The sequence below is a fragment of the Haloferax sp. Atlit-6N genome, from assembly GCF_003383195.1.
Classification (GTDB): Archaea; Halobacteriota; Halobacteria; order Halobacteriales; family Haloferacaceae; genus Haloferax; species Haloferax gibbonsii.
The window spans coordinates 1-516 of sequence record NZ_QEQJ01000191.1 but is presented as its reverse complement, the minus strand read 5'-3'; the positions used below and the strand labels follow the sequence as shown (position 1 = coordinate 516).

Here is a 516-nt window from a genome sequence, read left to right as displayed (position 1 = left end):
CGTCCTCTCGTACACGCGTATCGCTGCGGTGCTGCTGGCGAAGGCAGGAATGGCCTTCACGGTCAACCTGCTGTTCTTCGGCGTGTACGTCGACAGCCACGGCGGCTGGCACTTCGGCCTCGGCGGGATGCCGGACGCCGCCGCCGTCGCGGCGCTCGGGCCGGGTGAAACCCTGAGCTACCACGGCTACGAGGTTACCGAAATTATGTTCGGCGGGCTCGTCCACGGCGACGCCGCGACGATCCTGATCGGCCTCCTGGTGCTCGTCCTCGGCCACCTGCTCGTCCTCGCGCTCGGTGTCTCGAGCGCGGGCCTGCAGGCGGTGCGTCTCGAGTACGTCGAGTTCTTCAACAAGTTCTTCGACGGCGGCGGCCGCGAGTACGAGCCGTTCGGCTACGAACGGCGCTTCACGACCGAAGACTGAGCAGACGAACGCGAACCTCCTCGCCGACGCCGCGTGCGTCGGCGACCACTCATCTGACGGCAGACGCATCCGACCGCACCGCAGGCAGGACT

General features: G+C 67.4%; 1 pseudogene. It reads left to right on the top strand.

The annotated features are described in order from the left end of the window. Positions 1 to 424 (top strand): annotated as a pseudogene (locus DEQ92_RS21880) (V-type ATPase 116kDa subunit family protein); the annotation flags it as partial. Positions 425 to 516: the final 92 nt, after the last annotated feature.